The following is a 24,731-nucleotide window of genomic DNA, read 5'->3' on the forward strand; positions in this document are numbered from 1 at the left end:
AGAGGATTACTCTGTCAAACAGCCATCTACATGACTTTCTCGTCACACAAATTTGTAGTCATACAGATACATTGCGAAGCCTTTTTCAATTTGCTGTTTGATAAATTGGTTGATAACACAAAAAGACTTGCCGCTGCCCGGATTTCCAACAACGATGGACGCACGTTGGGGCGATACAACGTTTATCCATCCATCGTTCCACTTCTTATTATAATAAAACCGGGTGCGGAGATTTACGGAATACTCGTTTTCTATCAGGCGTGTTTCCTGTGCGAAACTTTCATTTTCTATATTAAATACATCATCCATCAGGTTATTTTTCAACAAGCGTGAAATCCATACTCCGGCAGCCAACAGTGAAAGATATCCGGCTGTCATGGTAAAGATATACAATGCCGTGTTTGTCGCCAGTGGTAACGGCAGAACCAATAACCACCAGTTTAGGAAAAACAGGATAAAACCGATTATCAGGAATACATAAATCCTGTTCCATGTGATTTTTTCCTCTTTCACTCCTTTTGTACCCAAACAGGAAAGCGCAAGGAACACCACCGAAAAAAGTTTGGTGTACAGGATATTGGAGAACAGCCCGGCGGTACGCTGGAAGTTCAGCAGGATTTTATCGACTACCCCGATATTGATACCCCACTCCCTGAATGATTGGTAACAAAACCAGTAAATGTTTATCACTACAAATAAAATACTGATTGCCCGCATAAAGTCCATGACCTTTGCAAGTCCTCTTAAATCATCTTCATTCTGCATAATTGAAATTTTTAGGATTACTAAATACGTTTTTGTTTCTTCTTCTTTTTCTTCTTGGGTGGTGGAACTTGTCGGTTGTCGGGTGGCGTATCGTCACCACCGGAAAACAGGCTGAACAGTCCCGCAATGGCTTTGCCTGTATTTGAAAAGTGTCCGGTCGGGTTAAATTCCGGTACGTGTTCCTGCGTTTCCTGTTTACTGTTTCCCGTCAAACTGCGGGAGCCAGTAAACAGATCATTGAACACATTGGCGGAAAAGTCCTTTCCCAAACGAGAACCGTTCAGGATGGTACGGTTTTCGTGGTCGATGAACGTTACCCCGTATATCCTGCCTGTATTGTTCTGCCGGAACAGCACATCTATTCCTTTCGCTTTCAACTCCGTAATAAACTGTTCCCGGCTGCGGATGGATTTCATCACTGCGCCGACCGTCCGGCGGGTACGCTCTTTCAGGTTCTTGCCCTGAATGTCCTTTGCGGATCTCTTGATGTGTCGCTGGATGGCTTCGTAACCAACCGACTTTCCCAAAGAAGAAGATTTGAACGGGTTTCCCTGCTTTTCTCCTTTGTCATTGGTCGCCGAATAGACAATACCGTTATAAGGTTTGCCGTTCACTTCCCCTTTCACTTCTTCCGCCTGTACATTATATATAGATAGCAGTGCTTTGTACTCGGTGAAACTCTGGAAACGGTAACTTCCGGCAAGGGCTTTCACCGTATTGGATAACTGGTGCTTTACATCCCCTGCCCGGTAGTCCACCTTTTTAAGTTCGGGACGGTCGGCTGCCTGTTTCTTCTCCGCCGGATGCAGCCCGTACTTCTGTTCCAGTTCACGGGTGATTTGTTTGCTGCGTACATGCTCGAACTTGTCATTTATCTTCTTGCCCGTATCATCTACCCGGATGGAAACGATATGTATATGATGCCTTGCAATATCCTCGTGCTTGTAAACCATATACGGCTGATTGCCGTACCCCAACTTATCCATATACTCTTTGGCGATGTCCGCAAGCTGGTTGTCGGAAAGCACATCGTCCGGATGCGGGTTCAGGGAGATATGGATAATCGGTTTTTCCGTTTTCAGGTCTGCGGGCAGGTGCATATCGAAACATTCCATACACCGCCGGATGCTGAAATTTCCGTCCTCGCTCTCAAACATACGGTTACTTAAAAGTACCTTTCCCTGTTCTTCATCCACCTTGTTTTGGTTGTAAGCGAGCGCACCAAACAGGGAACTGCCTACACTTATCTTTGCAACCATCTTGTTTCGAACTCACGGGTCAGTTCAATAATTTGGCGGTTCAGGTCGGCAAATTCCATCGTTGCCTTTTCCAGTTTATAGAGAAATGCGAGTGCTTTCTTTTCTGAAAAATTGGTATTGAGAGCTTTTACCACCTGATTGTAATTCACGGCGATACCCCTGTATTGGGAATAGAAAGCGGTCAGCCGGGTATAATATTCGACCGCCGCCTTGTCGATTTTTATCACTTTGAACGGTTCGCCGAAGATGCGGGCGGTGATAAAGTGCGCTTTCGTGCGCATACCGGACTGGTCGAACAACGCCAAAAAGCGGGCGTGGTCTATCGCATTGAAGCTGATAGAATACCGGAACACCGCCGGGTCTGCTTTGGGTTTTCGTCCTGCGCCACCCGGACGGGGCGCATTTTCATTTTTCTGTTTCATGTTACATTATTTTTAAAGGGTTACGACTTCGGAGTGACCCTATCCCGGCTTCGTCCGGGCAAGGCGTTCAAAGCTGCTGAAAGAATTTCAAGCTGCTTAGAACACACCTTGCTGTTACTTTGCAAATAAAAATCCGCCTACGGACGGATTGGAGTTAGCGGATATTGGAACGCTCCCGGCGGCGGGGGCTTGGTTAGCCTAACCGATACCTTTCGGTTGCAAAGTAACAGGTATTAAAGATGCTGTGAAATAGCGGGTTATAGGACAAATAAGGACAAACGGGGACATTTGAGGACATCTTTCAAAAGGGGCTGTTTTTCTACGTTTATTTGTCCCGGATTTAAGAAAGAAAGCAATATGGATATATTGAAATATGCAGCGAAATGCGGACGGAAAGAAAGCGGATTTGAAAACTTGAAAACAAGATTTCAAGATTGCAATCTTTCAGGAGAGCAAGAAAACAAACCGGATGGAATGATTGAAAAGAAACAGCCTTTCAATCGGGAAAGAAAACGGTCTGCAAAGAAAGCAGTCCGTCTTTGCGGAAAGATGGAAAGAAAAGAAGCAGACAAGGACACAAGAAAGCAAGATAATAAGACAAAAGTATTTCCGTCTTTCCTGCTGGCACGAATGAATGAAAGCAAACCATCCGGCAACCTGCACGGATGGAAAACAATAAAGATGTATCACAATAAATCAGTATTACAATGAAGAAAGAAACCTTGTATGTGGCTTTCTCCACCCAAAAGGGTGGGGTCGGCAAAACAACGTTCACCGTGTTGGTGGCAAGTTACCTGTATTACCTGAAAGGGTATAATGTGGCGGTAGTGGATTGCGACTACCCGCAACATAGTATCAGTGCCATGCGCAAACGGGATGCCGAACAGGTGAACGGGGATGATTATTACAAACAGCTTGCCTTTCACCAGTTCAAAGCGTTGGGAAAGAAAGCGTACCCGGTGCTATGCAGTTCACCGGACGAAGCGATAAAAACGGCGGATGAATATCTTGCGTCTGCCGGATCGGATTACGATGTGGTCTTTTTCGACCTGCCCGGAACGGTGAACAGTGAGGGCGTTATCCACTCCCTTTCAGGGATGGATTATATTTTCACCCCCATAGCCGCCGACCGGGTAGTATTGGAGAGCAGCCTTTCCTTTGCGGTGGCTATCCATAAACTACTGGTAAAGAATGAAGCGTGCCGACTGAAAGGGCTGTACCTGTTTTGGAACATGGTAGATGGCAGGGAAAAAACAGACCTCTACACCCTGTATGAGCAGACCATCGGAGAACTGGAACTGCCCCTTATGAAAGTATTTATCCCGGACACCAAGCGGTTCAAGAAAGAACTGGACGCACAGCGTAAAACCGTGTTCCGTTCTACGCTGTTCCCGGCGGACAAACGGCTGGTAAAGGGTAGTAACATGGAAGAACTGATAACCGAAATCGCATACCTTATAAAACTATAACGACATGGCAAAGCAAAGCGGCGGGAAACCGCAAATTGACGAGGATTTTATGAAAGAGATTATCTCACAGGGCTTGCCCGTGAAGAAACAGGAAACGCCATCGGCGGCAATGGAAACGAAAATAGAAACACCGGATAAACCGGATTATAAAACTGGTACAGTGGAAACGGCAGATAAAGGGGAAATCAAGGCAGAACCAAAGGAAGAAAAGACCGTGAAAGAACCTGCCCGCCGGAAAAAGAACGCTCCGTGCGATTACCGGGAAACCTATTTCATGCGGGTGGACTTGACCGACCGCCAGCCGTTATACGTCAGCCGTACCACCCATGAAAAGCTGATGAAGATCGTAACCGTTATCGGCGGACGCAAGGCGACCGTGAGCAGCTATGTAGAAAATATCCTGCTCCGGCATTTCGACCAGTTTCAGGACGAGATAAACGAACTGTACGAAAGCAAATTTGAAAAGCCGTTCTGATATGTTGAAATGGTTTATTATCGGAACGCTCCTGTATTACGCCGTTCTCTTATGGCGATACCGGGATAGCTTGGGAACATGGTTTACGGGCAGGAAAAAGCAGCCGGAACAACCGGAAAGCAAACCGACCGTTAAAACCGGAAACGGTGATTGCCTTGTAGGTGCAAGCCGTTACCGGATGGGACAAATGAGGACAAACGGGGACATCTTAGGACACCTTTCAAAAGGGGTTGATAATGCTTCTATATTTGTCCCGCAAAGCGGTGAAACGGTAACTGAAACACCTGCACCGCAAGCGATAGACACCGAATTTGAAATGGAATTTGAAACGGAAGATATACAAGAAACGGACGTTTCGCCGGATGAAATCGAAGCGGAAGAAATCGCCTGTTACATGGGGGACGGTGAGCCTGAAATGGCACAAGGTATCACACTGGGGGAACTGGGGCAAATGGTTCAGGTCATTCAGGTAAAACAAGCGTCCGAAACGGAAGAACGGCAAGCGGTACAAACCATCTGCCGGACGGAAACAAACCTGTTTCATTCGCTGGTGGAACAGATTAACGGGGGCAGGTCACGGGTAGCGGAACTTTTACAGAAGCATGAGATACCCGTACCCGCCACCGTCCCGGCTGCCGGAAGTAATGAAATAACAGCCTTTGACATGAACGATTTTCTTTAATGGCAAACTTTAAATAATAAGAGGATGAAACAAAAAGATTACGGTTAAACAGACCTTTTAGAACACGGGGAACACTTCCCGCAACCACAAAAATTCAATTATTAATCATTCCGCCGGGCGGACTATCCAACCGTCCGGCAATTTAAAAATCAATGTATTTATAATGAAAAAGAAAGTTCTCTTTTCGGCAGCCGTGCTTTTGGCTGCATCCTCCGCTTTTGCACAGGGTAACGGCATGGCGGGTATTACCGAAGCTACCAACATGGTAACCAGTTATTTCGACCCGGCGACAAAGTTAATTTACGCTATCGGTGCGGTGGTCGGCTTGATTGGCGGCGTGAAAGTATATGGAAAGTTCAGCAGTGGCGACCCTGATACCAGTAAAACGGCGGCTTCATGGTTCGGTGCGTGTATCTTTTTGATTGTGGCTGCCACCATCTTACGTTCATTCTTCCTCTAAAAGAACGGACTATGGCAGACTATCCGATTAACAGGGGGATAGGCAAGCCAGTTGAGTTTAAAGGGTTGAAAAGTCAATATCTTTTCATTTTTGCGGGCGGGCTGTTAGCCCTGTTCGTGCTTTTCATCATCATGTACATGGTAGGTATCAACCAGTGGGTGTGCATCATCTTCGGCGTTACTTCGGCAACGCTGCTTGTATGGCAGACATTCCGGCTGAACGAGAAGTACGGGACACACGGTTTAATGAAATTGTCCGCACGCAAAAACCACCCTTTCCATATCATCAACCGCAAAGCCATATCCCGATTATTCCATTTAAAACAAGCATCGAAATGAGAAATATATTAAAAGCTACCACGCTGGAAAACAAGTTTCCACTGTTCACGGTGGAAAACGGGTGCATCGTTTCCAAAGATGCCGACATAACGGTGGCATTCCGGGTGGAACTGCCCGAATTGTTCACCGTCACGGCAGCCGAATACGAAGCGATACATTCCGCTTGGAACAAGGCGGTAAAGGTGCTGCCTGATTATAGCATCGTACATAAACAGGACTGGTTCATCAAAGAGAACTATGCGCCTGACATCCAAAAGGATGATTTGAGTTTCCTTTCCCGTTCCTTTGAACGGCATTTCAATGAACGACCGTTCTTAAACCATACCTGCTATTTGTTCCTGACGAAAACGACAAAGGAACGTAGCCGGATGCAGAGTAATTTTTCCACCCTCTGCCGGGGCTTCCTTGTACCCAAAGAGATAAAGGACAAGGAGACGGTCACAAAGTTTCTTGAAGCGGTGGGACAGTTTGAAAGTATTATGAACGATAGCGGATTCATTACCCTTACCCGCCTGAACTCGGACGAAATCACCGGAACAAGGGAAACGGCGGGTATCGTGGAGAAATACTTTTCACTCTCACAGACCGACACCACCACACTGAAAGATATTTCACTGGGTGCTGACGAAATGAAGATTGGCGACCATATCCTTTGTCTGCATACCCTTTCGGATGCCGAAGATATGCCGGGCAAAGTGGGAACAGATACCCGCTATGAAAAGCTATCCACCGACCGGAGCGACTGCCGTTTGTCGTTCGCTTCCCCTGTGGGCGTGCTGCTTTCCTGTAACCATATCTATAACCAGTATATCTTTATTGACGACCATACGGAGAACCTGAAACAGTTTGAAAAGATGGCTCGCAATATGCACTCCCTTTCTAAATACAGCCGTGCCAATCAGATAAATAAGTCTTGGATAGAGGAATATTTGAATGAAGCACATTCACAGGGGCTTATTTCCGTGCGATGCCATTGCAATATCATGGCTTGGAGTGACGACCGGGACGAACTCAAACACATAAAAAATGATGTGGGGTCACAGCTCGCACTTATGGAGTGCAAGCCACGCCATAACACCACCGACACGCCGACCCTGTTTTGGGCGGGCATACCCGGCAATCAGGCGGACTTTCCGGCGGAAGAAAGTTTCTACACCTTTATAGAGCAGGCTCTTTGCCTGTTCACCGAAGAAACGAATTATAAAAGTTCGCTTTCTCCCTTTGGTATCAAGATGGTGGATAGGGTCACGGGAAAGCCGTTGCATATTGATATTTCAGACTTACCCATGAAACGGGGTATTATTACCAATCGCAACAAGTTTATACTTGGGCCGAGTGGTAGCGGCAAGTCATTCTTTACCAACCACATGGTACGCCAGTATTATGAACAAAATGCACATGTGCTGTTGGTCGATACCGGAAACAGTTACTTAGGTTTGTGTGAAATGATAAATAGGAAAACGCACGGGGAAGATGGGATATATTTTACCTATACCACTGAAAACCCGATAGCGTTCAATCCTTTCTATGTAGAGGATGGGGTGTTTGACATCGAGAAAAAGGAAAGCATCAAAACGCTTATCCTGACCCTGTGGAAACGGGATGATGAAGCACCCACACGGGCGGAAGAAGTGGCTTTGTCAAACGCTGTAAGTTCCTATATCGAACTGATTACTAAGGACAGTTCGGTTACTCCCTGCTTCAATACATTCTACGAGTATGTCAAAACCGATTACCGGGAACATCTGCAAGAAAAGAACGTCCGGGAAAAGGATTTTGATATAGATAACTTCCTGAATGTGTTAGAGCCTTACTATAAAGGCGGCGAATACGACTACCTGTTGAACTCCGACAAAGAGCTTGATTTACTGCATAAACGCTTCATTGTCTTTGAGTTGGATAATATCAAAGACCATAAAATCCTGTTCCCGATTACTACGATTATCATCATGGAAGTGTTCATTAATAAGATGCGTAAACTAAAGGGTATCAGGAAATTAATATTAATTGAGGAAGCGTGGAAAGCGATTGCATCGGCGAATATGGCGGATTATATTAAGTACCTCTATAAAACCGTTAGAAAGTATTTCGGTGAAGCGATTGTAGTTACCCAAGAGGTCGAAGATATTATTTCCTCACCCATTGTAAAAGAGAGTATTATAAACAATTCAGACTGTAAGATACTGCTCGACCAACGTAAATATTTGAATAAATTCGATAGCATACAGAACCTTTTGGGACTGACCGACAAGGAACGGTCACAGGTGCTTTCCATCAACCTTGCCAACCATCCGAACCGGAAATACAAGGAAGTTTGGATAGGCTTAGGCGGTACACAATCAGCCGTATATGCCACAGAAGTGAGCTTGGAAGAATATTTTACATATACGACCGAAGAAACGGAAAAGATGGAACTTTTCGCCTTGTCCGAAAAGCTGGGCGGTAACCTCGAACTGGCTATCAAGCGGCTTGCCGAAAGCAAGCGCAATCCTGAAAAGCCAATCAAGTAATTAATAAATCATTTAAAAATCAATCAGTATGAAACATTTAAAAATCCTGTTTCCAGTGCTGCTATGCACCTTGTTACTGGGGCTCTCCTCCTGTAAGGAAACGAACGCCGACCGTCTTAGGGCGATGCGTGGCGACTGGGAAAGCGTAAAGAACCGTCCGGCGTTTACCCTTTTTGAAGAAAACGGGCAATACAGGGTAACAACCTATCGAAAGACCTACCGGGGAACTATCCAAACGGAAACCTATCAGATTTCAGAACAGGACGGAAACCTGTTCATCGAAACGGGGCTTTCCGTCCTGCTGACCTACGATAAGGAGAACGACCGGATTCTGCTTTCACCTGGCGGAGAATACAAACGGAGTAATCAACCCATAAAGAAATAAGCGTATGAGAACAAAGATGATAATGCTGCTCGTGGTTTGCATCCTGTTCGCCGGAAAAGTGAACGCACAATGGGTAGTGAGTGACCCCGGAAACTTGGCGCAAGGGATTATCAATGCGTCAAAGAATATCATTCAGACTTCATCGACCGCACAGAACATGATAAAGAATTTTCAGGAAACCGTAAAGATTTACCAACAGGGAAAAGACTATTACGATGCCTTAAAATCAGTGCATAACCTTGTCAAAGATGCCCGCAAGGTGCAAAAGTCTATCCTGCTTATCGGGGAGATTTCCGACATCTATGTGAATAGTTTTCAAAAGATGCTTTCGGATGAGAACTACACGCCGGATGAACTTTCCGCCATCGCCTACGGCTATACCCAACTGTTGCAGGAAAGTTCCGATGTGCTGGAAGAAATGAAAAGCGTGGTGAACATCAACGGGCTTTCCATGTCGGACAAGGAACGGATGGACGTTATCGACCGGACGTATAACGCCATCAGGAACTACCGGGATTTGGTGAGTTACTATACCCGCAAGAACATTTCCGTTTCCTACCTGCGTGCGAAAAAGAAAAAGGACACCGACCGGGTAATGGCTCTTTATGGCTCGGCGGATGAACGTTACTGGTAACCTCTAATAAATCAAAGATATGTTATTAGCAATCGAATTTGATAACCTGCATCAGATTTTACGAAGTCTGTACACGGACATGATGCCGTTATGCGGGAACATGGCGGGGGTAGCCAAAGGAATAGCGGGACTGGGGGCTTTGTTCTATGTGGCTGCCAAAGTATGGCAGTCGCTCGCCAGTGCCGAACCGATAGACGTTTACCCGCTTCTGCGTCCCTTTGTGATTGGTTTCTGCATTATGTTCTTCCCCACATTCGTACTGGGTACGATTAACAGCGTGATGTCGCCAGTAGTCAAGGGGTGTAACAATATGCTCGAAACGCAAACTTTCGATATGAACGCCTACCGGGAACAAAAGGACAAGCTGGAATATGAAGCGATGGTACGCAATCCGGAAACGGCTTACCTTGTTTCGGATGAAGCGTTTGACAAGCAGATAGACGAACTGGGATGGTCTGCCAAAGATATTGCCACGATGGGCGGCATGTACATGGACAGGGCAGCCCATAATATCAAGCAATCCGTCCGGGACTGGTTCAGGGAACTTCTGGAACTGCTCTTTCAGGCGGCTTCCCTTGTGATAGACACTATCCGGACATTCTTCTTGATTGTCCTTGCCATACTGGGTCCGATAGCTTTTGCCATCAGTGTGTACGATGGCTTTCAGGCGACACTGACCCAATGGATAACAAGGTACATTTCCGTTTACCTGTGGCTGCCCGTTTCCGATCTGTTCAGTTCCATACTTGCCCGAATACAGGTGCTTATGCTGCAAAAGGATATTCAGGAACTATCAGACCCCAATTTCATACCGGACGGGAGTAACAGCGTGTACATAATTTTTATGCTGATTGGCATCATCGGTTACTTCACTATTCCCACCGTGTCGAACTGGATCATTCAGGCGGGCGGAATGGGTAACATGAGCCGGAACATAAACAGTGCGGCTAATAAAACGGGTAGCGGTGTCGGAGCGGTTGCCGGGGCAGCAACCGGAAACGCTGGCGGCAGGGTCGGCGGTAAACTAATCAAAGGTAACCAATAAATAAAAATCAAGATGGAATTTAAAAGTTTAAAGAACATTGAAACCAGTTTCAGACAGATACGTCTTTTCGGGATTGTGTTTGTCGTCATGTGTACCCTGATAACGGGGTATGCCGTTTGGAACTCCTATACGTTTGCCGAAGCGCAACGGCAGAAGATTTACGTCTTGGATGGCGGCAAATCGTTGATGCTTGCGCTTTCGCAAGACCTGACACAAAACCGTCCGGTCGAAGCGAGGGAACACGTGAAGCGTTTCCACGAACTCTTTTTCACGCTCTCACCCGATAAGAACGCTATCGAAAGCAATATCAAACGGTCGCTGTTCCTTGCGGACAAGAGCGCATTCAACTATTACCGTGACCTCTCGGAAAAAGGGTATTACAACCGTATCATATCGGGCAATATCAGCCAAACGATACGGATAGACAGCGTTTCATGCAATTTCGATGTGTACCCGTATGCAGTGGCTACCTATGCCCGGCAAATGATTATCCGTGAAAGCAGCGTGACCGAAAGAAGCCTTGTCACCCGTTGCCGGTTGCTGAACGCTGTGCGCTCGGACAACAACCCGCACGGCTTTATCATGGAAAGTTTCGAGATAACGGAAAACAAGGACTTGAACACCATAAAGCGGTAAGCCATGATACGGAAAATATTCTCTCCGGTTAATCAGGCGATTACCCATGTGCAGGACTGGGCGGATGAAAAGCTCCGCCGCCTGTGCGGGCGCATGACACCGGAAATAAGGCTGGCGGTCATACTGCTTATGTTCCTGTTCTTCGGCGGGCTATCCATCTACTTCACGGTATCATCTATTTACCGGATAGGGAAAGAGGATGGCGAAATCCTACGGATAGAGCATATTAAGCAGTTACAACTTCAAAGTAAAGACAGTACGAACATTTTTAATCAGTCAGACAATGGAAGAAAATGAAATAAAGAATGAAATTCCCACACTGGAAACGGCAAAGGGAAAAGAACCTGAAAAACAGGAAAAAGAGAAAAAGGAACTGACCCCGCAGCAGATACAGCAGCGAAAGAAATTACTGGTTTACCCGCTTATGGGACTGGTTTTCTTGGGGTCTATGTACCTGATTTTTGCACCGTCCGATAAGGACGAAGCAAAGGTGGAAAACGTGGGCGGATTTAATGCCGATATTCCGCAACCCAAAGGGGACGGGATAATCAGCGATAAAAAGACAGCCTACGAACAGGAACAAATGAAGAACAAACAGGCGGACAAGATGCGCTCCTTGCAGGATTTTGCCTTTTCGCTCGGAGAGGAAAACGGGAACGGGGAAGATTTGCCCCTGATAGATGATGCTCCGGCGGAAAAGCCGAAAACCAATGTAATAGACTTCGGAGCGGGTGCGCCGAACAATAGCCGTTCCTCTATCCAGTCTTCGGCGGCAGCTTACCGGGACATGAACCGTCAGTTAGGCAGTTTCTACGAAACGCCGAAAGAGGACAAAGAAAAGGAAGAACTTAAACGGCAAGTGGAAGAACTCACTGCCCGGCTCGATGCGAAAGAAAGCGGTGCGGGCAGCATGGATGAACAGGTGGCTCTTATGGAAAAGTCCTACGAACTGGCGGCAAAGTATATGAACGGCGGACAACCGGAACAAGTCGCACAGATCACACCGTCCGCACCCGTTCAGGGCAAAGGAAATGCCACACCTGTGAAAACGGTATCGGACAGAACAGTTTCAGGATTGCAACAGCCTATGAGCAACAGCGAATTTATCGCCGAATACAGCAAGCCACGCAATTACGGATTTAACACGGCGGTCGGCAACAGCTATTCGATGGGAAAGAACACCATCCGGGCGTGTGTGCATAACGACCAAACACTTATGGACGGGCAGACCGTTAAACTCCGGCTGTTAGAACCCCTGCAAGCGGGAAACATCATTGTCCCGAAAAACAGCCTTGTATCGGGAAGTGCCAAAGTTCAGGGGGAACGGCTCGACATACTGGTGTCCTCGCTCGAATATGCGGGTAACATCATTCCGGTGGAACTTGCAGTTTATGATAGTGACGGGCAAAAGGGGCTTTCCGTTCCCTCGTCATTGGAACAAGAAGCGGCAAAAGAAGCGATGGCAAACATCGGGGCTGGACTGGGGACAAGCATTTCCTTTGCGCAATCCGCCGGGCAACAGGTCGCAATGGATATTACAAGGGGCTTGATGCAGGGCGGATCACAATACCTCGCTAAGAAATTCCGAACGGTAAAAGTACACCTGAAAGCGAACTATCAGGTGATGCTTTACGCCAAACAACAGTAATTTATTTATCAACCATAAAAATTTCAATCCAAATGAAAAAGTTAATTATCATGTTTGCCCTGCTTTTGGGCGTAGTTTCAATGAAAGCACAAAGTAACGATTTGTATCAGGGCATAACTAAAAAGCTGCCTTACCGCCAAATGGTGACACCTTACGGCGTACAGGTGACGTTTACAAAAACGGTGCACCTTATTTTCCCGTCTGCCGTGAAGTACGTGGACTTAGGCAGTAATTACATTATTGCCGGAAAAGCGGACGGGGCGGAAAACGTTGTCCGGGTCAAGGCTACGACAGAGGGCTTTCCCGGTGAAACGAATTTTTCCGTTATTTGTGAAGATGGCAGTTTTTATTCTTTCAATGCGAAGTACGCACACGAACCGAAAATGCTGAACATCGAAATGAAAGACTTCTTGGAGAATGAGGACACGACGGATTTCAGCCATACCCGGATGAACATCTATTTCCGTGAACTGGGTAATGAAAGCCCGCTTTTGGTAAGGCTGATTATGCAGTCCATCTACAAGAACAATGACCGGGAAATAAAGCATTTGGGATGCAAGCGTTTCGGGGTGCAGTTCTTGGTAAAGGGGATTTATTCGCATAACGGGCTGTTCTATTTCCATACACAGGTAAGGAACAGTTCAAACGTGCCGTTTGATACCGATTTTATCCGCTTTAAAATTGTGGATAAGAAAGTAGCCAAAAGAACGGCAATTCAGGAAACCGTTATCGACCCGGTACGGAGCTATAACGAACTGCTGGTTATCGGCGGTAAAAGTACCGTCCGCACCGTGTACACCGTTCCGCAATTTACCATACCGGATGATAAGGTCTTGGTTATTGAACTGGTGGAAAAGAACGGGGGCAGACACCAAACTATCCGGGTGGAAAATTCGGACATCGTGGCTGCCAAAGTGATTAACGAACTTAAAATCAAATGAACATGAAAAGGATATTCTGTATGATATTCCTTTTTGCGCTGTGCCTAAATTTCAACCAGGCACACGCACAAAGATGTCTGCCGGGAATGAAAGGCTTGCAGGTTACGGGCGGCATGGCGGACGGTGTTCACTGGAACAGTAAAAGTGATTTCGCCTATTACTTCGGGGCGGCTCTTTCCACCTATACCAAAAACGGGAACAGGTGGGTTATCGGTGGGGAATACCTCGAAAAGCATTATCCCTACAAGGATTTGCAGATACCAGTCAGCCAGTTTACAGGTGAGGGCGGTTATTACCTGAACTTCCTTTCAGACCGGAAGAAAACCTTTTTCCTTTCGCTGGGATTGTCTGCCCTTGCCGGGTACGAAACGAGTAACTGGGGGGATAAATTGCTGCCCGATGGTTCGATGCTGACGGATAAGGACGGTTTTGTCTATGGCGGTGCGCTGACGCTGGAACTGGAGAGTTACATTACTGACCGGGTGGTATTCCTGATTAACGCACGGGAAAGATGCCTGTTCGGTTCTTCCGTTGGAAAGTTCCATACACAGTTCGGTATCGGGCTAAAGATAATAATGTGATAAACTAACCTGTTATATATAATGTATATGAGAAAGATTTTAAGCCGTATTTTGATAGGCTGCTATGTAATGGCCGCCTTGTTATTGGTAGGTGCGTGTAATGACAACGTGGATATACAGCAGTCTTACTCGTTCAGTATCGAAACGATGCCTGTACCGAAGAAATTAAAGGTGGGCGAAACGGCGGAAATACGCTGCCAGCTTCACCGGGAGGGACGCTATGAGGAAACAAAGTATTTCATCCGTTATTTCCAGCCGGACGGGGCGGGAACGCTGAAAATGTCCGATGGGACAGTTCTACTGCCGAATGACCTGTACCCGCTTCCGGGTGAAACATTCCGGCTTTATTATACCTCTGCATCCACCGACCAGCAAACGGTAGATGTGTATTTTCAGGATAGTTTCGGGCAGTTGGTACAACTTACGTTTTCCTTTAATAATGATAACAGTAAGGAAGAACCGGGGGAATAAAAATGGAAACATGGGTTGCATACCTTGTATTTCTCGCTCTCTTTTGGGGTTACACTGCATTTGAACTGAAAAATACCCCTACCGATGTGGAACTATGGGGTGAAGAACTGGAATAAAACTCTATAAAAGTCTGATAAATTATGTATTATCAGACTTTTATTTTATTTTTGAAGTACAAAAAATGACTGATTATGGGAAAAGGTGATATAAAGAGTAGGAGAGGTAAAATATTTAATAAGTCTTATGGCGTTAGGAGACCTAAGAAAAATAAGAAACACAATACAAATATCTCGAATAAAAGATGTGTATATTGTGGAATTTTACTATTAAAGAGAAGTGAGACAGCTAAATTTCAGGCAAAAAACAAATATTATCCTGATAATGGCGCAACACGTGACCATGTTCCACAACAATGTTTATTTGAAGGATATAGCGATAATTTTAAAAAGAATAGATTTGTTGTTCCATGTTGTCACAAATGTAATCTTGAATTTTCCAAAAACGAACAAGAACTACGAAATCTTATTGGAATAGCTAATGAAAATGATGAAATGCAGGATGCTATAACACAGAGTGCCGTTAAATCAATTCTTTCAAAAAAAGACCATGAAAAGGGATTATTTATTGATATTTGCGGAAATGTACAGGGTATAGAATTCGATTTAGACAAATTATCTCCCAATCATATTAAAAACTTCAAAGGCGTGTACTACAAAAAATATGAAAAAGTATTTCCTAAAGGATTTGATGTACATGTAGTAGATATGAAATTAAGTAGCAATTTTGAGGAAATAGCATTAGACTTTCTAAATAGAAACTCTGAATGGCAATATTCAGGACATAAAGATATTTTCAAATATAGGATAGATTTGGGAAAAGTAGGTCCCGATAGCATATTAGTAAAAACAAACGACATAAAGCAAGCAATAATAGTTTTATGTCATTTATGTTATCATAAAAGATTTGACATTTTAGTTATTGCAAATAAGAAACAATTAGGCTATATAAAAAAATAATATCATGCACCCTTTTGTTGTAAAAAAAATAGAAGTTTTATATACAAAAGCCATAATTGTAATTTTAACGAATTTTACAAATTACTCGGATATGGAATACCAAACATATCTAATAAATTAATATATGTTTTTGTATTATACTTTGCTTCATCAAGCATTTTTGCCCGTCGTTCTCCTTCTTCTTCTGTTGGCGCATTAGCTTTTACCATTGTTTTGATAGCTTCAAACTGTACTTCAAATTGTTGTTCTTGTATGTTGTCCATAGTTGTCTATTATAAAATTATTTTCAAAGATAAAGTTTTAATTTGAAAATCAGAGGAATAAAAGAGGTTTCTTTGCTATCTTTCTTTGCCCGCTAAGGCTCACTGAAAGAAAGTAGCGGCGGCAAATCTGCCGCCGTTCTTCATTAACCGATTAAAATGTTCATTATGGGTGTGTTATGTTCCAGCCATTCTTTGACACATTCCATGTTATATTCGCTCGTTATAACCGCCTTATCTACGTCTATGGGTGTAAAACGGGTGCTTTCATAGCTATCTATCCAGCCTTTCAGGGAACAGACACCCCATGTTTTTACATCCTCGAAAATACCGTCCAGTGTGCCGATGGCTTCGCCGAAAGTAACTACCATTGTATCGAAAGTTGTTTTGTCGGGTAGTAGTTCCAAATATTTCAATGAGCCGAAGCCGTCCGCCTTACGTCCGAAAGACCAGTCATAAGAATAAAGTTCATCACCCCATTGCTGCGGCGTGTCGAAACGTACTTTCATGCTGACCGTATATTTATCCTCTGTGGTGTCCTCAATAACACCCGTTACCAGTAAGCCCGTAAATATGCACTTGCAACGTCTGCCGATAATCTTTTTATTTACTTCTGTTGTTTTCATAAATGTACCTTTTAAACTGATATTATTGTGTCTTTTCTTTCTTCGCTATCCATTCATCCCGCCGTTTGCGGCACTCGTCAAGTGTTTTGGCAACGGTGCTGAACAGTTCGTTATCCGTGTGGCGATAATCATATTGATAATAGATTTGTCCCCTGAATGCGCCTAAACAGCATTTTACATATTTTTCTTCTCCCGGTGTTTGGGTAATACTTACCCCGTTTTTGTTTAAAGTTTCCATATCGTTATAATTTATAATGAGTTATCAGATAATTAAAAGCGAAAGCAACACAATGAAAATAAACGCCAGACAAAACAAGTAAACGGCGGAGATAAACAACCGGAGAAAGAACCGAAGAATAAAAAAGCCTATGATTAAAGCTATCCATGTCCCGGCAGTGCTGGTGGCTGCCTGATAGATGATAAAAGCAAGTATGAACCATCGTAAAAAAGTCGCTATCTTATTATATACTTTCATTGTCTTGGTGTGTTGCGGGTGGATTGCTCCACCCGGTTAGTAATCAGGCGCAACGGAAAACAAAACCGTCTTCCATCCAGTAATCAGTCATAAACAGGTCACGGGCAAAAGCCGAATAATCAAAGTAGGTCTTTGCGAACTCCGGCAGTTCGTAACATTCCTCTACGATTTCATAGGCATAGTCTTCTTCATCGTTATATTCCCCCTGATAATCATCTTCAAAAGAAGAGATAAGGTCGTCTACATCTTCTTCGTTTATATCGTGGCTATGATGGTCGCACCATACGAAAAACGCTTCCTGCTGGGTTTCGCTTAATTTCTCGATAGCGTCCCGCACTTCAAAGAACTTTTCAGATAACCAGCTTTCAGAAATGAACGTTTCCGGGATGTTCTCGTAATCCTGAAACATATATTCCGGGTCTTGCTCGTCCTTGTGCAGTTCTCGGCATGCTTCCAAAAACTCGTCCTTATCCGAATAGTCGGACAGGTCTAACCACTTGCCGAAAAGTGAACCGTTGTTATACCGGGCGTATGTGCCTACATAAACTCTTGCTTCTGATAATGTTACTGCTTCCATGACTTTTGAATTTTAATTGTTTACATCGCTTGTCGCCCACCACATAAATTTTTCCTTTAACTGAATGGGAACATTGTCTTTTCAAAGGTTCGGGAATGGTACAGGGCAAATTATTATTTATGAAATACTACCCGCAGGTGTGGAGATTTCTAAAAAATAATTTGAACAGTAACAGGCACGGATATACCTTTGACAATGTTCCAATCAGTTTTAGGGAAAATTTTTCTCTTGTTTGAGAGGATAGAAGTAAAAGCCATCAGGCTTTTTGTATTGGGTAATGAGAGAGTAAAAAAAGGGCTTAGATAAGCCCTTCGTCTGTGAAACTGTAATAGCTTTCTTCTGTCAGGATGATATGGTCTAACAGGTGCAAATCCAAGATCTTGCAGGCTTCTTTTATTTTTGAGGTAATTTGTTTGTCCGGTTCACTCGGATGCAGGTTGCCCGATGGGTGGTTATGTGAGAGGATAATCCCCGAAGCATGTACTTTTAAGGCTGTTTGCAGGATGATTTTCACGTCCATAACCGTTTCAGCCATGCCGCCTTTAGAGATAAGGGAAACGCCCAAAGCCTTGTTAGCCCGATTGAGGAACATTACATGGCTTTCCTCGTGGTGTTCCATACATTCCGCATAGAACGGTTTCAGATAAGAATAGGACGTTTCGGATGAGAGTATTTTTACTCTTTCGGATGCTTTTACATTGTCTTTATAAGAGATAGTGATTTCCGGCATGGTAAATTCTGTTGTTTTCATGACTACTGAATTTTAAATTAAACAATAAGAAATTTTGCCGGACACCCACAGTTTGGCGGGGACTTCAACCATATCTTTTCAAAAAATACGACCCGTAGGTGTGGAGATTTTTCAGAAAACCGGGACGGCTTGGATTTGGTATTTGTCCCCGCCGGGCTGTAACTTTGCTAAAATTTGTGATTGAGGTACATTACTTTAGGGAACTGAAAAAAGGGCATCATTGGTGATACCCCTTAGATAACTCAATACCTTAGACCGTTATTCGTCATAGGTCTTATATCCAATCAGTTTTCGTGGTTTAGGTTCGGGCTTGCTTAGTAACTGGGTAAGTGCTTGGTACACTTCGCTGAATTGTGCATCCGTACTCTGTTCCAGTTCTTCGATGCGTTTAAGAAGTTCCTCGTAACCAATTGACATTTGCCGCATGAGGACGAAAGCACGCATGATGGAAATATTCACGTCTATAGCGGTCTGACTGCGTAAGACACTACTAAGCATGGCGACACCCTGCTCCAAAAATGCGAGAGGCGGGGTCGGCGTGTGCCGGATATTTTCAGGGAACTTATCACAATTTGTGATAAGTTCCTGCCATTCATCCTTTGTTAGCTGGAAAGCAAAGTCACTGGGAAAACGGGATAAATTTCTTTTAACTGCCTGTTTCAAAGCTCTTGTTTCAACCTGATAAAGTTCTGCCAAATGAAAATCGAGCATGACCCGGCAACCTCTGACCTCAAAGATTTTGTTTTGAATGATTTGTAAGTCCATAATGTTATTATTTAATGGTGAGTAATTGAAAGCATAAAGGAACTTATCACAAATTGTGATAAGTTCCCCTATATACCTATTTCATAGATACTTCTTTGTAGATTTTTTCAATGCCGACAAATTTCTTGTCAAGTCCCTGCATATCGTTACTGATTTTGTTATTGGTAATGCGGGCGTATATCTGTGTCGTTTCTATATTGGTGTGTCCCAACATCTTACTAACCGTTTCAATGGGTACACCTTTAGCAAGTGTGGTTGTCGTGGCAAAAGTATGCCTTGCAAGATGAAATGTCAAGTTCTTTTTAATTCCACACACATCTGCTATTTCTTTCAAATAGGCATTAAGTTTTTGATTGCTGATAATAGGAAGTACCTTTCCGTCCGGCAATTTACCTTTGTACTTTTCCAGTATCATTTTAGGAATATCCAGTAAAGGAACATTCACATCTGTATTTGTTTTTTGGCGTTTGGTGATTATCCACAAATTACCGTCAAAAGACTTGCGGATATTATCTTCCTTTAAGTTTGCAACATCCACATAAGCCAAACCACTGAAACAGGAAAAGATAAAAACATCACGCACCTGTTCCAACCGTTCAGAAACCATCTTCTTTTTGAGGATAATCTTTATTTCATCTTCTGACAGATAACCTCTATCCACTTTCTCCAAACGTATTTTATAGTTGGCGAACGGGTCACCTATCAGGATGCCGTTATTACGGGCTATCAAGATGATACGTTTGAAGAACTGCATGAACTTGGCGGTCGTATTAAAGCCGCATTTACAGGTAGTACGCAAATACAACTCGAAGTCAGTAATGAACATCGGGGTTATTTCCTTTATAGAAATATCCGATAGGTTATATTTGCTTTGAATGAACTCGGCAAGATGGCGGCGGGTCACTTCATATTTACGATAAGTGGCAATCGTTTTAGATATGCCGACCAACTGCTTAACATCATCATTGTGCTTTTGGAAAAGGTTAAGAATGGTGTCGTGGCTCTCACTATGACCTAAAAATTCATTCTTCACCTTTTCGGCGGTAACATAATTGTCACGCCGTTGCAGTTCGTGATAAATGGTGTTCAAGGATGCGTTTATATCATCCAGCAATCTGTTGATGCGGGTAGCTTCCGAAGAACGTCCTGCGGCTTTACCTGCCTTACCGTCCCAAACTTTGGGTTGAACATCAAGTTTGGAATTAAAACGACTTGCCACACCGTCAATCGTGACACGGACGAAAATAGGGTAACTGCCATTGATTTTTTGCTTGTCCTTTTTCACAAAGAAAAGAACGGAAAATGTACTCTTCATAAACTCACTTTTTTTGGTTACAAAACTACGTTAATTAGCTCAAAGTGAAGTTTATACAGACCCGCCAAATAGCGACAGAAGTTCGCCAATTTTAGACTAAGTGTACCCCTTTGGGACTTTCAGTTGTCGGGGGTACGAGTTAGGTTACTAACTTTGTCTTTTAGGGTCTAAATGATGTCCGGTAGGGCAGACATAAGGGAATAAAAAAAATCCCACAAATCGTTGAATTTTTGGGACTTGGCTGTTCATTGTCCGGTTTTGTCCGGGTAGTTCAGCGGAGAGGGAGGGATTCGAACCCCCGGAAGTGTTACCTTCAACGGTTTTCAAGACCGCCGCAATCGACCACTCTGCCACCTCTCCAAAACTCCTTCATCAGAAGTGCTTTTCGTTAAAAGCGGTGCAAAGGTACGAAGTTTTTTTAAACACGCAAGAGTTTTCACGAAAAAAAATATTCTGAACGTTTCCAAAGGATAGCAATTTATAGGTATTTTATGTTGAAAAGCATAAAACATGGCATATTTATGCTGATTATATGAAAAATGATTGTAACTTTGTGCGCTCTAAAGAAAAGGATAACTACAACCTCTAATTTTATCATTTATGGAATTAAATAAGATCTTTAAAGACGGTCTTTGGAGCAGCGAAATCAACGTAAGAGATTTCGTAAGTCATAACATTACTCCGTATTACGGAGATGCTTCATTCCTCGAAGGACCCACCGAACGCACTAAAGCCGTATGGAACATCTGCCTTGAAGCACTGGCAGAAGAAAGAGAAAACAACGGCGTCCGCTCACTTGATAATGCTACCGTATCTACTGTTTCTTCCCACAAAGCCGGATATATCGACAAGGAAAACGAACTGATTGTTGGTCTGCAAACAGACGAACTGTTGAAGCGTGCCATCAAACCTTTCGGCGGCATCAACGTAGTGAGCAAGGCTTGCCACGAAAATGGCGTGGAAGTAGACGACCGCGTAAAAGACATATTCACTCACTACCGCAAGACGCACAACGACGGAGTATTCGACGTATATACCGAAGAAATCCGCTCGTTCCGCTCACTGGGATTCCTTACCGGACTTCCTGACAACTACGCCCGCGGACGTATCATCGGCGACTACCGCCGTATGGCTCTTTACGGTATCGACCGACTGATTGAGGCTAAGAAAGAAGACCTTCACAACCTGACCGGCCCGATGACCGACGCCCGCATCCGCCTGCGCGAAGAAGTGGCAGAACAAATCAAGGCACTGAAAGAGATGAAGGTAATGGGCGAATACTACGGTCTTGACCTGAGCCGTCCTGCCTACACTGCACAGGAAGCTGTACAATGGGTGTACATGGCTTACCTTGCCGCCGTAAAGGAACAAGACGGTGCAGCCATGTCACTGGGTAACGTTTCTTCCTTCCTCGACATCTATATGGAATATGAACTGAGCAAAGGAACCATCACCGAATCTTTCGCACAGGAACTAATCGACCAGTTTGTTATCAAACTGCGTATGGTTCGCCACCTGCGTATGCAATCATACAACGACATCTTTGCCGGCGACCCGACTTGGGTAACCGAATCTTTGGGTGGACGTCTCAACGACGGACGTACCAAAGTAACAAAGACTTCCTTCCGCTTCCTGCAAACACTGTACAACCTCGGCCCGTCACCGGAACCGAACCTGACTGTATTGTGGAGCCCGGAACTGCCGGAAGGTTTCAAAGAATTCTGTGCCAAAGTCTCTATCGACACTTCTTCTATCCAGTACGAGAACGACGACCTGATGCGCGAAGTACGCCAGTCAGACGACTACGGAATCGCTTGCTGCGTATCTTACCAGGAGATAGGAAAGCAGATTCAGTTCTTCGGCGCACGTTGTAACCTGGCTAAAGCCCTGTTGCTTGCCATCAATGGCGGACGTTGCGAAAACACGGGTACGGTCATGGTGAAAAACATCCCTGTACTGACCAGTGACACGCTGAACTTCGAAGAAGTGATGAGTAACTACAAGAAGGTATTGATTGAAATCGCCCGTGTTTACAACGAAGCGATGAACATCATCCACTATATGCACGACAAGTATTACTACGAGAAAGCCCAAATGGCTCTTGTGGATACCAACCCGCGCATCAACCTTGCTTACGGTGTAGCCGGACTTTCCATCGCGCTCGACTCACTCTCGGCCATCAAGTATGCGAAAGTTACTGCCCGCCGCAACGACATCGGTCTGACGGAAGGTTTCGACATCGAAGGCGAATTCCCTTGTTTCGGTAACGACAATGACAAGGTAGACCACCTGGGTGTTGACCTGGTATATTTCTTCAGTGAAGAATTGAAGAAGTTGCCGGTGTACAAGAATGCCCGTCCTACCCTGTCTCTGCTGACCATCACTTCTAACGTGATGTATGGTAAAAAGACCGGTGCCACTCCCGACGGACGTGCCAAAGGCGTTGCCTTCGCTCCGGGTGCCAACCCGATGCACGGACGCGACAAGAACGGCGCTATCGCTTCTTTAAGCTCTGTCGCAAAGTTGCGCTACCGTGACTCACAGGATGGTATCAGCAACACCTTCTCCATTGTTCCCAAATCACTGGGAGCTACCGCAGAAGACCGCATTGACAACCTCGTTACCATGATGGATGGTTACTTCACCAAAGGCGCTCACCATCTGAACGTTAACGTTCTGAACCGTGATATGCTTTATGATGCCATGGAACATCCTGAAAAATATCCGCAGCTTACCATCCGTGTTTCCGGTTATGCCGTAAACTTCGTGAAGTTGAGCCGCGAACATCAATTGGAAGTTATCAGCCGTAGCTTCCACGAACGTATGTAATCTATCTACTCTATATGACGATAAACGTACATTCATACGAAAGTATGGGAACATTCGACGGGCCGGGCTTACGGCTCGTCGTTTTTCTTCAGGGTTGCAACTTCCGCTGCCTGTATTGTGCCAATCCCGACACGATAGCCGGCAAAGGCGGTACGCCTACCCCACCGGAAGAAATTGTCCGCATGGCCGTGAGCCAGCGTCCTTTCTTCGGCAAACGTGGCGGAGTCACTTTCTCAGGCGGAGAGCCTACGTTTCAGGCGAAAGCGCTTGTTCCGCTGGTTCGCGAACTGAAGGAGAAAGGGATTCATGTCTGCATAGACAGCAACGGCGGCATTTGGAATGAAGATGTGGAAGAGCTTTTCAAACTGTCTGACCTTGTATTGCTCGACATGAAGGAATTCAACGCCGCCCGCCATCAGACGCTGACCGGAAGAAACAACGAACAGACCATCCGCACGGCGGCATGGCTCGAAGAGAACGAAAAACCGTTTTGGCTACGTTATGTATTAGTGCCCGGATACAGCGATTTCGAAGAGGATATCCGCCGACTGGGAGAGGCACTGGGAAAGTATAAGATGATTCAGCGGGTAGAGGTGCTGCCTTACCATACAATGGGCGTACACAAGTACGAAGCTATGGAACAGGAATACAAGCTGAAAGATGTAAAAGAAAATACCCCCGAACAACTTGAAAAAGCTGCGGGAGTATTTAAGGAGTATTTTGCTACTGTGGTAGTTAATTAACCACCACAGCAGTCATAAATAAAAATCACCATGTCTCTGCTTTCACCTCGAAGCAGGGACATTCTTTTATCCGCTCCCAAGGGTCTACAATTCCGTTGTAATTGGTATCAGGACTCAAATCCCGATGCCCTATGACTTTCGCTTCGGGATAACGCTGCAACAACTCGTGTACCAGGCGACGCAAAGATTCCTTCTGACGAGGGGTGCGCGTATCCGCCGCCTTTCCGTTCTCGTCCAAACCGCCTTCATAGCACACTCCCAAACTAATCGCGTTGTAACCACGTGCATGGGCACCTACCGTATCCTCGTCCCGCATCGGCTCTATCTGTCCCGACTTGCGCACGTAATAATGATACCCCCAGCACGAAAATCCCCGGAAACGATGTGCCGTGTCCACATCCTGCGCCGTGAAGTCACGGTCGGCACGGGTGGCGGAACAATGAATCACAATCAGGCTAATCTTTCGCATTGTCCTTCTCCCTTTCCATCGTTTTTACATTACACACTTCCTTGTGCGTGGTATTGTAACGCACTTCTCTCACTACTCTATCACGTTTTCCCTTTCCGAAGAAAGGAAGAAGACACATGATAACTTCCAAAATCTTACTTACAAGCTCTTTCATCTTTTCTCAAAAAATTAATGGTTATCAAAG

30 protein-coding genes, 1 tRNA gene and 1 pseudogene are annotated in these 24,731 nt (G+C 44.8%); 19 read left to right on the plus strand and 13 right to left on the minus strand.

Translation table 11 applies throughout. From position 1 onward, the window contains the following. Nucleotides 1-48 precede the first annotated feature (48 nt). The 3 genes and pseudogenes from HC965_RS20260 to mobA all read right to left on the minus strand — a co-directional run. Nucleotides 49-765 (minus strand): annotated as a pseudogene (locus HC965_RS20260) (YWFCY domain-containing protein); the annotation flags it as partial. Nucleotides 766-785: 20 nt separating this feature from the next. Beyond that, nucleotides 786-2,024: a conjugal transfer protein MobB gene (gene mobB, locus HC965_RS20265; protein ID WP_191033171.1), complete on the minus strand. Its 1,239-nt coding sequence runs from the start codon at nucleotides 2,022-2,024 to the stop codon at nucleotides 786-788. Further along, nucleotides 2,009-2,446, minus strand: coding sequence for a conjugal transfer protein MobA (gene mobA, locus HC965_RS20270; protein WP_191033172.1), 438 nt, complete (start codon nucleotides 2,444-2,446; stop codon nucleotides 2,009-2,011). The genes mobB and mobA overlap by 16 nt, the downstream gene beginning before the upstream one ends. Nucleotides 2,447-2,803: 357 nt before the next feature. Here mobA and HC965_RS20275 point away from each other — a divergent pair, with 357 nt between their 5' ends. The 17 genes from HC965_RS20275 to HC965_RS26710 all read left to right on the plus strand — a co-directional run bounded on the left by HC965_RS20275 (nucleotide 2,804) and on the right by HC965_RS26710 (nucleotide 15,737). Further along, the gene (locus tag HC965_RS20275) at nucleotides 2,804-3,157 is read left to right on the plus strand and encodes a hypothetical protein (protein ID WP_191033173.1); all 354 of its coding nucleotides are present in this window, start codon (nucleotides 2,804-2,806) and stop codon (nucleotides 3,155-3,157) included. Then, on the plus strand, nucleotides 3,154-3,915 hold the full coding sequence (locus HC965_RS20280) for a ParA family protein (protein WP_186967095.1): 762 nt from the start codon (nucleotides 3,154-3,156) through the stop codon (nucleotides 3,913-3,915). Before HC965_RS20275 ends, HC965_RS20280 begins: the two co-directional genes overlap by 4 nt. 4 nt (nucleotides 3,916-3,919) lie before the next feature. Further along, nucleotides 3,920-4,390 (plus strand): DUF3408 domain-containing protein, encoded by a 471-nt coding sequence (locus HC965_RS20285; RefSeq protein ID WP_045899121.1) that lies wholly within the window; start codon nucleotides 3,920-3,922, stop codon nucleotides 4,388-4,390. A 1-nt stretch (nucleotide 4,391) separates the two neighbouring features. Next, on the plus strand, nucleotides 4,392-5,072 hold the full coding sequence (locus HC965_RS20290) for a hypothetical protein (RefSeq protein ID WP_191033174.1): 681 nt from the start codon (nucleotides 4,392-4,394) through the stop codon (nucleotides 5,070-5,072). 163 nt (nucleotides 5,073-5,235) lie between these two features. Further along, nucleotides 5,236-5,532 (plus strand): DUF4134 domain-containing protein, encoded by a 297-nt coding sequence (locus HC965_RS20295; RefSeq protein WP_005926215.1) that lies wholly within the window; start codon nucleotides 5,236-5,238, stop codon nucleotides 5,530-5,532. 11 nt (nucleotides 5,533-5,543) lie between these two features. Next, nucleotides 5,544-5,870 (plus strand): DUF4133 domain-containing protein, encoded by a 327-nt coding sequence (locus HC965_RS20300; RefSeq protein WP_191033175.1) that lies wholly within the window; start codon nucleotides 5,544-5,546, stop codon nucleotides 5,868-5,870. Further along, a complete protein-coding gene (locus HC965_RS20305) occupies nucleotides 5,867-8,380 on the plus strand; it encodes a TraG family conjugative transposon ATPase (protein ID WP_191033176.1) in 2,514 nt (837 codons plus the stop codon). The genes HC965_RS20300 and HC965_RS20305 overlap by 4 nt, the downstream gene beginning before the upstream one ends. A 28-nt stretch (nucleotides 8,381-8,408) precedes the next feature. Further along, on the plus strand, nucleotides 8,409-8,765 hold the full coding sequence (locus tag HC965_RS20310; RefSeq protein WP_191033177.1) for a DUF3876 domain-containing protein: 357 nt from the start codon (nucleotides 8,409-8,411) through the stop codon (nucleotides 8,763-8,765). Between the two features lie 4 nt (nucleotides 8,766-8,769). Next, nucleotides 8,770-9,399, plus strand: a complete 630-nt coding sequence (locus tag HC965_RS20315; protein ID WP_080941799.1) for a DUF4141 domain-containing protein — start codon at nucleotides 8,770-8,772, stop codon at nucleotides 9,397-9,399. A gap of 19 nt (nucleotides 9,400-9,418) precedes the next feature. After that, a complete protein-coding gene (gene traJ / locus HC965_RS20320; protein ID WP_005800884.1) occupies nucleotides 9,419-10,444 on the plus strand; it encodes a conjugative transposon protein TraJ in 1,026 nt (341 codons plus the stop codon). A gap of 12 nt (nucleotides 10,445-10,456) precedes the next feature. Continuing rightward, nucleotides 10,457-11,080 (plus strand): conjugative transposon protein TraK, encoded by a 624-nt coding sequence (gene traK / locus HC965_RS20325; RefSeq protein WP_005800885.1) that lies wholly within the window; start codon nucleotides 10,457-10,459, stop codon nucleotides 11,078-11,080. 3 nt (nucleotides 11,081-11,083) lie between these two features. Next, a complete protein-coding gene (locus HC965_RS20330; protein WP_191033178.1) occupies nucleotides 11,084-11,377 on the plus strand; it encodes a TraL conjugative transposon family protein in 294 nt (97 codons plus the stop codon). Continuing rightward, complete coding sequence (gene traM / locus HC965_RS20335; RefSeq protein ID WP_191033179.1) at nucleotides 11,364-12,728, plus strand: conjugative transposon protein TraM; 1,365 nt, start codon at nucleotides 11,364-11,366, stop codon at nucleotides 12,726-12,728. Before HC965_RS20330 ends, traM begins: the two co-directional genes overlap by 14 nt. A 32-nt stretch (nucleotides 12,729-12,760) precedes the next feature. Next, entirely contained in the window at nucleotides 12,761-13,669 is a 909-nt protein-coding gene (traN, locus tag HC965_RS20340) for a conjugative transposon protein TraN (protein WP_191033180.1), read from the plus strand. Nucleotides 13,670-13,671: 2 nt separating this feature from the next. Next, a complete protein-coding gene (locus HC965_RS20345; RefSeq protein ID WP_191033181.1) occupies nucleotides 13,672-14,250 on the plus strand; it encodes a conjugal transfer protein TraO in 579 nt (192 codons plus the stop codon). 21 nt (nucleotides 14,251-14,271) lie between these two features. Beyond that, entirely contained in the window at nucleotides 14,272-14,721 is a 450-nt protein-coding gene (locus tag HC965_RS20350; protein WP_191033182.1) for a DUF3872 domain-containing protein, read from the plus strand. Nucleotides 14,722-14,912: 191 nt separating this feature from the next. Beyond that, nucleotides 14,913-15,737, plus strand: a complete 825-nt coding sequence (locus tag HC965_RS26710) for a 30S ribosomal protein THX (RefSeq protein ID WP_223854961.1) — start codon at nucleotides 14,913-14,915, stop codon at nucleotides 15,735-15,737. 74 nt (nucleotides 15,738-15,811) lie between these two features. Here the strand turns inward: HC965_RS26710 and HC965_RS20360 are convergent, their stop codons facing one another. The 8 genes from HC965_RS20360 to HC965_RS20395 form a co-directional block, all read right to left on the minus strand. Next, nucleotides 15,812-16,000 (minus strand): hypothetical protein, encoded by a 189-nt coding sequence (locus HC965_RS20360; protein ID WP_191033183.1) that lies wholly within the window; start codon nucleotides 15,998-16,000, stop codon nucleotides 15,812-15,814. A gap of 143 nt (nucleotides 16,001-16,143) precedes the next feature. Beyond that, nucleotides 16,144-16,623 (minus strand): hypothetical protein, encoded by a 480-nt coding sequence (locus HC965_RS20365; RefSeq protein ID WP_191033184.1) that lies wholly within the window; start codon nucleotides 16,621-16,623, stop codon nucleotides 16,144-16,146. A gap of 22 nt (nucleotides 16,624-16,645) precedes the next feature. Next, nucleotides 16,646-16,861 (minus strand): DUF3873 domain-containing protein, encoded by a 216-nt coding sequence (locus HC965_RS20370; RefSeq protein WP_010992382.1) that lies wholly within the window; start codon nucleotides 16,859-16,861, stop codon nucleotides 16,646-16,648. Between the two features lie 280 nt (nucleotides 16,862-17,141). After that, nucleotides 17,142-17,675, minus strand: coding sequence for an antirestriction protein ArdA (locus tag HC965_RS20375; protein ID WP_191033185.1), 534 nt, complete (start codon nucleotides 17,673-17,675; stop codon nucleotides 17,142-17,144). Between the two features lie 298 nt (nucleotides 17,676-17,973). Further along, complete coding sequence (locus tag HC965_RS20380) at nucleotides 17,974-18,426, minus strand: RadC family protein (protein WP_025814923.1); 453 nt, start codon at nucleotides 18,424-18,426, stop codon at nucleotides 17,974-17,976. 258 nt (nucleotides 18,427-18,684) lie between these two features. Then, nucleotides 18,685-19,191 carry an ORF6N domain-containing protein gene (locus HC965_RS20385; protein WP_191033186.1) on the minus strand — a complete coding sequence of 169 codons (507 nt, stop codon included), beginning with the start codon at nucleotides 19,189-19,191 and terminating at the stop codon, nucleotides 18,685-18,687. A gap of 76 nt (nucleotides 19,192-19,267) precedes the next feature. Next, complete coding sequence (locus tag HC965_RS20390) at nucleotides 19,268-20,506, minus strand: site-specific integrase (RefSeq protein WP_191033187.1); 1,239 nt, start codon at nucleotides 20,504-20,506, stop codon at nucleotides 19,268-19,270. Nucleotides 20,507-20,781: 275 nt separating this feature from the next. Further along, a tRNA-Ser gene (locus HC965_RS20395) sits at nucleotides 20,782-20,866 on the minus strand. A 240-nt stretch (nucleotides 20,867-21,106) separates the two neighbouring features. Between HC965_RS20395 and pflB the strand changes: the two genes are divergently transcribed. Both pflB and pflA read left to right on the plus strand, forming a co-directional pair. Further along, on the plus strand, nucleotides 21,107-23,335 hold the full coding sequence (pflB, locus tag HC965_RS20400; protein ID WP_191033188.1) for a formate C-acetyltransferase: 2,229 nt from the start codon (nucleotides 21,107-21,109) through the stop codon (nucleotides 23,333-23,335). Between the two features lie 14 nt (nucleotides 23,336-23,349). Then, entirely contained in the window at nucleotides 23,350-24,078 is a 729-nt protein-coding gene (pflA, locus tag HC965_RS20405) for a pyruvate formate-lyase-activating protein (protein ID WP_191033189.1), read from the plus strand. A 25-nt stretch (nucleotides 24,079-24,103) separates the two neighbouring features. On the opposite strand, the gene HC965_RS20410 is transcribed toward pflA, so the two are convergent. Continuing rightward, nucleotides 24,104-24,547, minus strand: coding sequence for an N-acetylmuramoyl-L-alanine amidase (locus HC965_RS20410; RefSeq protein WP_191033190.1), 444 nt, complete (start codon nucleotides 24,545-24,547; stop codon nucleotides 24,104-24,106). Beyond that, nucleotides 24,534-24,701 carry a hypothetical protein gene (locus HC965_RS20415; protein WP_191033191.1) on the minus strand — a complete coding sequence of 56 codons (168 nt, stop codon included), beginning with the start codon at nucleotides 24,699-24,701 and terminating at the stop codon, nucleotides 24,534-24,536. Before HC965_RS20415 ends, HC965_RS20410 begins: the two co-directional genes overlap by 14 nt. Nucleotides 24,702-24,731 lie beyond the last annotated feature (30 nt).

The organism is Bacteroides sp. GM023, from assembly GCF_014750685.1.
Lineage (GTDB): Bacteria > Bacteroidota > Bacteroidia > Bacteroidales > Bacteroidaceae > Bacteroides.

Excerpts from the sequence above, each read along its gene's own strand:
- mobB (WP_191033171.1), bottom strand. The coding sequence starts at position 2,024 with ATGGTTGCAAAGATAAGTGTAGGCAGTTCCCTGTTTGGTGCGCTCGCT.
- mobA (WP_191033172.1), bottom strand. The coding sequence starts at position 2,446 with ATGAAACAGAAAAATGAAAATGCGCCCCGTCCGGGTGGCGCAGGACGA.
- HC965_RS20275 (WP_191033173.1), top strand. The coding sequence starts at position 2,804 with ATGGATATATTGAAATATGCAGCGAAATGCGGACGGAAAGAAAGCGGA.
- HC965_RS20280 (WP_186967095.1), top strand. The coding sequence starts at position 3,154 with ATGAAGAAAGAAACCTTGTATGTGGCTTTCTCCACCCAAAAGGGTGGG.
- HC965_RS20285 (WP_045899121.1), top strand. The coding sequence starts at position 3,920 with ATGGCAAAGCAAAGCGGCGGGAAACCGCAAATTGACGAGGATTTTATG.
- HC965_RS20290 (WP_191033174.1), top strand. The coding sequence starts at position 4,392 with ATGTTGAAATGGTTTATTATCGGAACGCTCCTGTATTACGCCGTTCTC.
- HC965_RS20295 (WP_005926215.1), top strand. The coding sequence starts at position 5,236 with ATGAAAAAGAAAGTTCTCTTTTCGGCAGCCGTGCTTTTGGCTGCATCC.
- HC965_RS20300 (WP_191033175.1), top strand. The coding sequence starts at position 5,544 with ATGGCAGACTATCCGATTAACAGGGGGATAGGCAAGCCAGTTGAGTTT.
- HC965_RS20305 (WP_191033176.1), top strand. The coding sequence starts at position 5,867 with ATGAGAAATATATTAAAAGCTACCACGCTGGAAAACAAGTTTCCACTG.
- HC965_RS20310 (WP_191033177.1), top strand. The coding sequence starts at position 8,409 with ATGAAACATTTAAAAATCCTGTTTCCAGTGCTGCTATGCACCTTGTTA.
- HC965_RS20315 (WP_080941799.1), top strand. The coding sequence starts at position 8,770 with ATGAGAACAAAGATGATAATGCTGCTCGTGGTTTGCATCCTGTTCGCC.
- traJ (WP_005800884.1), top strand. The coding sequence starts at position 9,419 with ATGTTATTAGCAATCGAATTTGATAACCTGCATCAGATTTTACGAAGT.
- traK (WP_005800885.1), top strand. The coding sequence starts at position 10,457 with ATGGAATTTAAAAGTTTAAAGAACATTGAAACCAGTTTCAGACAGATA.
- HC965_RS20330 (WP_191033178.1), top strand. The coding sequence starts at position 11,084 with ATGATACGGAAAATATTCTCTCCGGTTAATCAGGCGATTACCCATGTG.
- traM (WP_191033179.1), top strand. The coding sequence starts at position 11,364 with ATGGAAGAAAATGAAATAAAGAATGAAATTCCCACACTGGAAACGGCA.
- traN (WP_191033180.1), top strand. The coding sequence starts at position 12,761 with ATGAAAAAGTTAATTATCATGTTTGCCCTGCTTTTGGGCGTAGTTTCA.
- HC965_RS20345 (WP_191033181.1), top strand. The coding sequence starts at position 13,672 with ATGAAAAGGATATTCTGTATGATATTCCTTTTTGCGCTGTGCCTAAAT.
- HC965_RS20350 (WP_191033182.1), top strand. The coding sequence starts at position 14,272 with ATGTATATGAGAAAGATTTTAAGCCGTATTTTGATAGGCTGCTATGTA.
- HC965_RS26710 (WP_223854961.1), top strand. The coding sequence starts at position 14,913 with ATGGGAAAAGGTGATATAAAGAGTAGGAGAGGTAAAATATTTAATAAG.
- HC965_RS20360 (WP_191033183.1), bottom strand. The coding sequence starts at position 16,000 with ATGGACAACATACAAGAACAACAATTTGAAGTACAGTTTGAAGCTATC.
- HC965_RS20365 (WP_191033184.1), bottom strand. The coding sequence starts at position 16,623 with ATGAAAACAACAGAAGTAAATAAAAAGATTATCGGCAGACGTTGCAAG.
- HC965_RS20370 (WP_010992382.1), bottom strand. The coding sequence starts at position 16,861 with ATGGAAACTTTAAACAAAAACGGGGTAAGTATTACCCAAACACCGGGA.
- HC965_RS20375 (WP_191033185.1), bottom strand. The coding sequence starts at position 17,675 with ATGGAAGCAGTAACATTATCAGAAGCAAGAGTTTATGTAGGCACATAC.
- HC965_RS20380 (WP_025814923.1), bottom strand. The coding sequence starts at position 18,426 with ATGAAAACAACAGAATTTACCATGCCGGAAATCACTATCTCTTATAAA.
- HC965_RS20385 (WP_191033186.1), bottom strand. The coding sequence starts at position 19,191 with ATGGACTTACAAATCATTCAAAACAAAATCTTTGAGGTCAGAGGTTGC.
- HC965_RS20390 (WP_191033187.1), bottom strand. The coding sequence starts at position 20,506 with ATGAAGAGTACATTTTCCGTTCTTTTCTTTGTGAAAAAGGACAAGCAA.
- pflB (WP_191033188.1), top strand. The coding sequence starts at position 21,107 with ATGGAATTAAATAAGATCTTTAAAGACGGTCTTTGGAGCAGCGAAATC.
- pflA (WP_191033189.1), top strand. The coding sequence starts at position 23,350 with ATGACGATAAACGTACATTCATACGAAAGTATGGGAACATTCGACGGG.
- HC965_RS20410 (WP_191033190.1), bottom strand. The coding sequence starts at position 24,547 with ATGCGAAAGATTAGCCTGATTGTGATTCATTGTTCCGCCACCCGTGCC.
- HC965_RS20415 (WP_191033191.1), bottom strand. The coding sequence starts at position 24,701 with ATGAAAGAGCTTGTAAGTAAGATTTTGGAAGTTATCATGTGTCTTCTT.